At 41.2% G+C, this 7,912-nt stretch carries 6 protein-coding genes; 5 read left to right on the top strand and 1 reads right to left on the bottom strand.

Translation table 11 applies throughout. The annotated features are described in order from the left end of the window. Nucleotides 1-228: 228 nt before the first annotated feature. Nucleotides 229-1,392 carry an acyl-CoA dehydrogenase family protein gene (locus AC1M9N_RS13615; RefSeq protein WP_481954918.1) on the top strand — a complete coding sequence of 388 codons (1,164 nt, stop codon included), beginning with the start codon at nt 229-231 and terminating at the stop codon, nt 1,390-1,392. 51 nt (nt 1,393-1,443) lie between these two features. Here the strand turns inward: AC1M9N_RS13615 and AC1M9N_RS13610 are convergent, their stop codons facing one another. Further along, nucleotides 1,444-2,046: a TetR/AcrR family transcriptional regulator gene (locus AC1M9N_RS13610; RefSeq protein ID WP_035269534.1), complete on the bottom strand. Its 603-nt coding sequence runs from the start codon at nt 2,044-2,046 to the stop codon at nt 1,444-1,446. Between the two features lie 154 nt (nt 2,047-2,200). Here AC1M9N_RS13610 and AC1M9N_RS13605 point away from each other — a divergent pair, with 154 nt between their 5' ends. The 4 genes from AC1M9N_RS13605 (at nt 2,201) to AC1M9N_RS13590 (ending at nt 7,901) form a co-directional block, all read left to right on the top strand. Continuing rightward, nucleotides 2,201-4,006, top strand: a complete 1,806-nt coding sequence (locus AC1M9N_RS13605) for an acyclic terpene utilization AtuA family protein (protein WP_481954917.1) — start codon at nt 2,201-2,203, stop codon at nt 4,004-4,006. A 72-nt stretch (nt 4,007-4,078) separates the two neighbouring features. Beyond that, nucleotides 4,079-4,960, top strand: coding sequence for an SDR family oxidoreductase (locus AC1M9N_RS13600; RefSeq protein ID WP_481592316.1), 882 nt, complete (start codon nt 4,079-4,081; stop codon nt 4,958-4,960). A gap of 31 nt (nt 4,961-4,991) precedes the next feature. Next, nucleotides 4,992-6,605, top strand: coding sequence for an acyl-CoA carboxylase subunit beta (locus tag AC1M9N_RS13595; RefSeq protein ID WP_481592317.1), 1,614 nt, complete (start codon nt 4,992-4,994; stop codon nt 6,603-6,605). Between the two features lie 138 nt (nt 6,606-6,743). Then, nucleotides 6,744-7,901, top strand: a complete 1,158-nt coding sequence (locus AC1M9N_RS13590) for an acyl-CoA dehydrogenase family protein (protein ID WP_481592318.1) — start codon at nt 6,744-6,746, stop codon at nt 7,899-7,901. The last annotated feature ends 11 nt before the right edge of the window (nt 7,902-7,912 follow it).

Here is a 7,912-nt window from a genome sequence, read left to right as displayed (position 1 = left end):
GTGAGAGTAAGTCATCGCCAGCTCATTATTCTAAACACCCCCTTCAATAGAAGGGGGTTTTTTTTTATATATAAAAATTGAATTTGAAAATAATTAAACCCTTGTAATTAAATAAGAAGCTCCATTCAGTTAATTTATGCCAAAAGATTGATGATTCTTGCAATTAAAAAAACAACAATAAATGTCAGTATGCCTATGAGGATTTAAATAATTTCAGGGACATAGTTGATGCAATACAATCCGATCTATTACACAGATGAACACTTTGCATTTGCAGATGCAGTAAAAAAATTTGTAGAAAAAGAAATTATTCCCTATGTAAATGAGTGGGATGAAGCCGAATCTTTTCCACGAGAACTCTACAAAAAAGCTGCAGAAGTTGGATTGATGGCATCAGGTTTTGATGAAAAATACGGTGGTATCCCTGATACAGATGCATTCTATACTTTATTGGGGTGTGTGGAGTTGGCAAAGGCTGCATCAGGAGGGTTAATCGCTTCATTACTTTCACATATGATCGGTGCACCGCCAATCAATAGCTTTGCAAGTGAAGAGGTGAAAGCAGAGGTTTTGCCACAAATCTTATCAGGTGAGAAGATTTCGGCATTAGCAATAACAGAACCGGGAGGGGGGTCTGATGTTGCAGCACTTAAAACAAAAGCAGTAAAAGAAGGTAATTACTATGTAGTCAGTGGCGAAAAAACCTTTATTACTTCTGGTATTCGCGCTGATTACTATACCGTTGCCGTTCGAACTGATCCTGAAGGAAAAGGACCCAATGGTATCTCAATGCTACTGATTGATGCCCATACACCAGGTATTACAAAAACGAAGTTAGATAAAATGGGATGGTGGGCTTCTGATACCGCTCATCTACACTTCGATCAAGTTAAAGTGCCTGCAAGAAATTTGATTGGTCCTGAGAATATGGGTTTCTTTGTTATCATGAATAACTTCAATATGGAGCGTTTTTTCTTGGCTGCGAGTAGTTATGGTTATGCAAAAGTTTGTTATGAAGAAGCTCTAGATTGGGCTCAACAGCGACGTACTTTTGGTAAACGCTTGGTAGATCATCAAGTTGTTCGTCATAAATTGGTAGATATGGCAACACGTTTACAAACGACTCGCGCTTTACTTGAAGATACGGCATATAAAATGGGGCGTCCTGAACTTCAAGGGAATGAAATGATTGCACAAATTTGTATACTCAAAAACGTAGCAACGCAAACTATGCAATTCTGTGCTGATGCAGCCGTTCAAACACTAGGTGGCATGGGCTTTATGCGTGGCATGAAATCTGAACGTATATATCGCGAAGTTAAAGTGAATATGATAGGCGGTGGAGCTGAGGAAATTATGAAAGATTTGGCAAGCCGACAGCTGGGCTTCTAAAAGAAATAAAAAGGTGGATAAGCCACCTTTTTTAATTGATCAGATATAAAGTTAAGCATTCATTGCCATATCCCAGACGATATTGGTTAACTCATCAAGTGACATTTTCCCTTCTGGATTGTACCAAGTTACGGTCCAAGCGATTGAACCACCAATCAGTCTTCGCCAGATAAAAGGATCGTGCTTAATTTTGCCTTTGTCATGTAATACCTTGATGACACTCAGCCATATCCCTTCATAATCATTTCTTAATTTTAATAGTTTCTTCTGATTTTCCTCAGAAAGTGAAAACCATTCATAGACCAATACAGCCATAGCGGAACCTGTATCCCCAGAGATCGCATCGAGTTCAGCTTTAATCAGAGCCTTGAGTTGTTGCTCTGGATGGTCTGAAGTGGATATGGCACTTTCAAGGCAAGCGTGATTGTAAATGATGGTTTGTTCCATCACATGCGCCAAAATATCGTCTTTGGTTTTGAAATGATGAAATAAACTTCCAGATTGGATGCCAATAAACTGTGCGAGTTCACGAACAGTGGTTTTGGCATAACCTTGTTTATGGAATAAATAAGCTGCCCCCAAAAGTAAACGACCACGTGGTGTATCGTCAAAGCAGGCTATTGGTTGAATTTGGTCAATAGAGGTCGCGATCATCTTGTTATTTTATCCTATTTTGTTTTCTAAACGCGTTGCTTCCATGCAAATTTTAGCGCAATAAGCAGATTTGCAAATAATAATAACATTTTGCACTTTACAAACCAAGCGCTTGCTTGGTAGATTAAGCTCAAATTCTAAACAGAATAATGAGATGGTTATGACAAATATTCAGGACGAACAAAAAATTGTAAAAATTGGCTGTGCTTCAGGTTTCTGGGGAGATACCAACACAGCTGCATTTCAATTGGTACACATGTCGGATATTAACTATTTAGTATTTGATTATCTTTCAGAAATCACCATGTCTATCATGGCAAAAGCCAAAATGAAAGATCCTTCTCATGGATATGCATTGGACTTTGTTAGTCGTGTTATGACACCGCTCATCAACAAAATTGCGGACAAGAAAATCAAAGTTGTAAGTAATGCTGGCGGTGTAAATCCATTGGCATGCCGTGATGCACTTCAAGAAGTGATCAAAAATGCTGGTTTAGATTTGAAAGTTGCGGTGGTACTTGGTGATGATTTAATGGATCAGCACGTTGAACTTCAAAAACAAAATATAAAAGAAATGTTTAATGGTGAGGATCTTCCTCCACATGTCGCAAGTAGTAATGCTTATTTGGGTGCTGTAGGGATTCGTGACGCTCTGGATTTAGGTGCAGACATTGTGATCACAGGTCGTGTCGTGGATTCGGCTGTGGTGATTGGGCCTTTATTGCATGAATACAAATGGGATTTAGCGGATTACGATAAATTGGCACAGGCGGCACTTGCAGGTCATGTGATTGAGTGTGGTGCACAATGTACTGGCGGTAACTTCACAGATTGGCGTTTGGTTGAAGGCTTTGACAATATGGGCTTCCCAATTGTTGAAGTGAAAGCAGATTCATCATTTGTGGTGACTAAGCCAAATGGTACAGGTGGTTTAGTATCTCCGGGTACGGTAGGCGAACAAATTGTATATGAGATTGGTCATCCACAAGCTTATCTATTGCCTGATGTAACGGCTGATTTTAGCCAAGTCAAACTTGAGCAAGTGGGTGTGCATCGTGTACTTGTGACAGGTGCAAAAGGTACAGCGCCAACACAACACTACAAAGTAAGCACGACCTATCCTGATGGTAACCGTGTATTAGTCAGCTTCTTACTTGCAGGCCAAGATGCAGAAGAAAAAGCTTATGCCGTTTCTAATGCAATTTTAAATAAAGTTGAGCGTGTAATGGCGCTTCGTTCAATTCCACCATTTACTGAAAAATCTATTGAGATTTTAGGTACGGAAACAACTTATGGTGCAAACCGACGTGTGCAAAATCCACGTGAAGTTGTGGTGAAAATTGCAGTTAAACATATGTTTAAAGAAGCATGTATGTTCTTTGCTTCTGAAATTGCACAAGCTTCTACAGGTATGGCACCTGCATTAACAGGGATTGTGGGGGGGCGTCCAAAACCATCTCCAGTAATTAAATTATTCTCGTTCTTGGTAGAAAAATCGAAATTAAATATCGAGGTGGATATCAATGGCGAGCGTCATAAAGTTGATGTTCCGCATGGTGAAGCACCACAAGAAATCCCAACCATTCCAGCAGGTGAAGTGGCAACTTTAACAGGTAATGAAGTTGAAGTGCCTTTAGTACAAGTTGCACATGCACGTAGTGGTGATAAAGGTAACTACAGCAACATCGGTGTACTTGCACGTAAACCAGAATTTTTACCTTGGATTCGTGCATCTTTAACTGAAGCGAATGTTACGGAATATATGAAGCATGTGTTTGAAGGTGGTAATGGTGGCGAAGTACGTCGCTATGAATTGCCGGGCTTAAATGCACTTAACTTCTTGTTAATTGATGCGCTTGGTGGTGGTGGTGTTGCAAGTTTACGTATTGACCCACAAGGTAAAGCCTTTGCACAGCAATTATTAGATATGCCAGTGAAAGTGCCTGCAGATTTACTGTAAGCATAAATTTGGGCATCGCCATGGTGCCCAATCTAAAACAATTTACATCAATTAAAAATGGAAATATGCGCAATGGGTTATCAATCAATTTTTAGAAATGATGCATTCGCTGGCAAAGTCGTGATTGTAACAGGTGGTGGCTCGGGCATTGGTCGTTGTACGGCGCATGAGCTTGCATCACTTGGTGCGCAAGTGGTGATTACAGGTCGTAAGATCGAAAAACTTGAAAAAGTGATTGCTGAAATCACTGAAGATGGTGGTCGTGCACATGGCATCGTGTGTGATAACCGCGAAGAAGAACAAGTTAAAAAAATGATTGCGGAAGTGATCGAAAAATTCGGTCGTATTGATGGTTTAGTGAATAACGCAGGTGGTCAGTTCCCATCAACATTAGAAAGTATTTCTGCCAATGGTTTTGATGCGGTCATCCGTAATAACTTACATTCGACCTTCTATCTTATGCGTGAAGCCTATAACCAGTGGATGGCAAAAAATGGTGGTGCCATCGTCAATATGGCAGCAGATATGTGGGGCGGTATGCCGGGTATGGGGCACTCAGGTGCAGCACGTTCAGGTGTTGATAACCTGACCAAAACGGCTGCGGTGGAATGGGGTAAATCAGGTGTGCGGGTAAACTGTGTGGCACCGGGTTGGATTATCTCATCAGGGATGGATACCTATTCAGGCCCTGTCGCAGAATTCATTATCCCAAACCTTTCAGGCAATGTGCCTTTACAACGTATGGGAACAGAATCGGAAGTGTCTTCAGCGATTGTGTATTTACTTTCTGAAGCGGCCAACTTTGTTTCAGGGATGACAGTACGTATCGATGGTGCGGCTTCACAAGGTACACGCGTATTCCCATTATCATCTGCAGAAAATAGTGAGTCTTATAACGGCTTCCACCGTGCATTTATTCCAGATGTACTAAAGAAAAAAGACGAAAAGAATTAATCCAGATTATAAGGAACAAGGAGGAAACGGAATGGCAGTGATTCAGTCCGAAGTTGCAGTAGGAAGCGAAGTATTTGAACAGAATAAAGCGAAATTGCTCGAGCAAATCGAAGAGATTCGAGCGATTCAAAAAAGTGCGCTAGATCGTTCTTATAAAGCTAAGCCTAAGTTTGATAAAAAAGGAAAGATTTTACCGCATGAGCGTGTGCGTATGTTGCTCGATGCAGATTCTCCATTTGTAGAGTTGTGTGGTCTTGTGGGTTACAAGATGCATGATGATAAAGATGGTTCAGAAGCAGGTGGCGGGATCATTGCAGGGATTGGTTTTGTAAACGGTACACGTTGTATGGTGGCTGCCAATAATAGTGCGATCAAAGGCGGTACGATTGCTCCAATGGGTGTACACAAAAGCCTTCGTTTACACCAAATTGCGTTAGAGCAAAAATTACCAATCATTACTTTAGCAGAAAGTGGTGGTGCAAACTTAAACTACGCAGCAGAAGTATTTACTGCTGGTGGTACAACCTTTGCCAACCAAGCACGTTTATCTGCAAAAGGGATTCCACAAGTCTCTGTAGTCCATGGTAATGCCACAGCAGGTGGTGCATACCAACCGGGTCTTTCTGATTATGTGATTACGGTACGTAAGCAAACTGAAATGTTGCTTGCAGGACCGCCATTGTTATTGGCAGCAACAGGGGAAGTGGCAACTGCTGAAGAATTGGGTGGTGCAGAAATGCATGCACAAGTGGCCGGTACAGCAGAATACTTAGCAGAAAATGATGCTGATGGTATCCGTATCGCACGTGAAATCTTTAAGCATTTAAACTGGAAAGAGCAAGTTAAGCTTGAAACACCAGAATATAAAGAGCCACGTTATTCAGCAGAAGAATTACTTGGCATCATTCCATCAGATCCAAAACAACCATTGGATATGAAAGAAATCATTGCACGTATTGTTGATGATTCTGATTTCTTCGAATTTAAAAATGAGTATGATTCACATACGGTATGTGGTTGGTCGCAAATTGGTGGTATGCACTTAGGTATCATTACTAATAATGGCCCGATTACGCCACAAGGTGCAGCAAAAGCAGCACAGTTTATTCAATTATGTGAACAAACCAAACGCCCAATTTTATTCCTGCATAACACCACAGGTTTTATGGTGGGTACAGATGCAGAACAAAACGGCATCATTAAACATGGTTCTAAACTGATCCAAGCTGTTGCGAATTGTACAGTGCCGAAGATTTCGATCATTGCACATGGTTCATACGGTGCTGGTAACTATGCAATGTGTGGTCGTCCACTTGGCCCACAATTTATCTTCTCATGGCCGAACTCTCGTGTTGCGGTAATGGGTGGTGCGCAAGCTGGTAAGGTACTTCGTATTGTTGCAGAGGCGAAACAACGTGAATCTGGCATGGAGCCAAATGAGCAAATGTTGGACTTCTTAGAACAATCAACAGCGATGAAATTAGAGTCACAATCTACAGCGCTATTTAATACTGCAATGTTGCATGATGATGGCATTATCGACCCACGTGATACACGTAAATTGCTGATTTTCTTATTGCAAACGATTAATGAATCACAAGCACGTGAACTAAATCCAACACGTTTTGGTGTACCAAGATTCTAATAAATCCCTCTTGCGGAATATATTCCTCATCCCTGTGAAAAGTGAGGAATTCCCCCTCTTTTTAAAGTGGTGAGAAGCATGGCTTCGCAAGGGAGATTAAAGATTAAAAAAAATATTGAAATTTTAAGGAAGACAAAAATGAAATTTACTGAAGAACATGAAGCGCTACGCCGTACAACACGTCAATTTGTAGAAAACGAAATCAACCCATTTACAGCAGAATGGGAAAAAGCAGGTCGTTTCCCAATCCACGAAGTATTCAAAAAAATGGGTGATTTGGGTTTATTGGGTATCTGTAAACCTGAAGAAAACGGCGGTTTGGCACTCGATTATTCTTATAACTTGGTGGTTGCAGAAGAATTAGGTCGTATCAATGTTGGTGGTGTTGCACTTGCGATGGGTGTACAAACCGATATGGCAACGCCTGCGATTGCACGTTTTGGTTCTAAAGAGTTACGTGATGAGTTTTTAACGCCAGCAGTTGCAGGTGAAAAAGTTGCAGCGATTGCAGTATCTGAGGTTCAAGCAGGTTCTGACGTTGCAGCACTAAAAACCACAGCAACTAAAGATGGTGATGATTACATCATCAATGGTCACAAAATGTGGATTACAAACTCTCTACAAGCAGACTTCTTCTGTTTATTAGCGAATACCTCTGATGGTAAGCCACACTTTAACAAATCAATGATTGTGGTTCCTGCAAATACACCGGGTATTACATTCTCTGAGCCATTAGACAAGTTAGGTATGCGTTCAAGTACCACTGCACAGGTGTTCTTTGACAACGTACGTGTGCCACAGCGTAACTTAGTGGGTCAAGAAGGCATGGGCTTTATGATGCAAATGCTTCAGTTCCAAGAAGAGCGTATGTGGGGTGCTGCTAACGCCATGGGTGGTATGTTGCAATGTATCGAAAAAACAATTCAGTACACTAAAGAGCGTACGACATTTGGTCAGCCATTAATTGATAACCAATATATCCATTTCCGTTTTGCTGAATTAATGACTGAGATCGAAGCGCTGAAAGCATTAACCTATCGTGCTTGCCAATTACATATCGAAGGCGAAAACGTAACGCAAATGGCGTCTATGGCAAAACTGAAAGCAGGTCGTTTAACGCGTGAAGTTGCGGATAGCTGCTTACAGTTCTGGGGTGGTAATGGCTTTATGGCAGATAACCCAGCAGCACAATTCTACCGTGATGGTCGTTTAGTATCGATCGGTGGTGGTGCGGACGAAATCATGCTTGGCATTATCTGTAAGATGATGGACATCCTTCCTGGTAAGAAAAAATAAACAGGAGATCT

This window comes from Acinetobacter sp. ANC_7655 (assembly GCF_056784015.1).
Note: the sequence above shows the minus strand (reverse complement) of the source record. Positions and strands in the feature narration are given on the sequence as shown.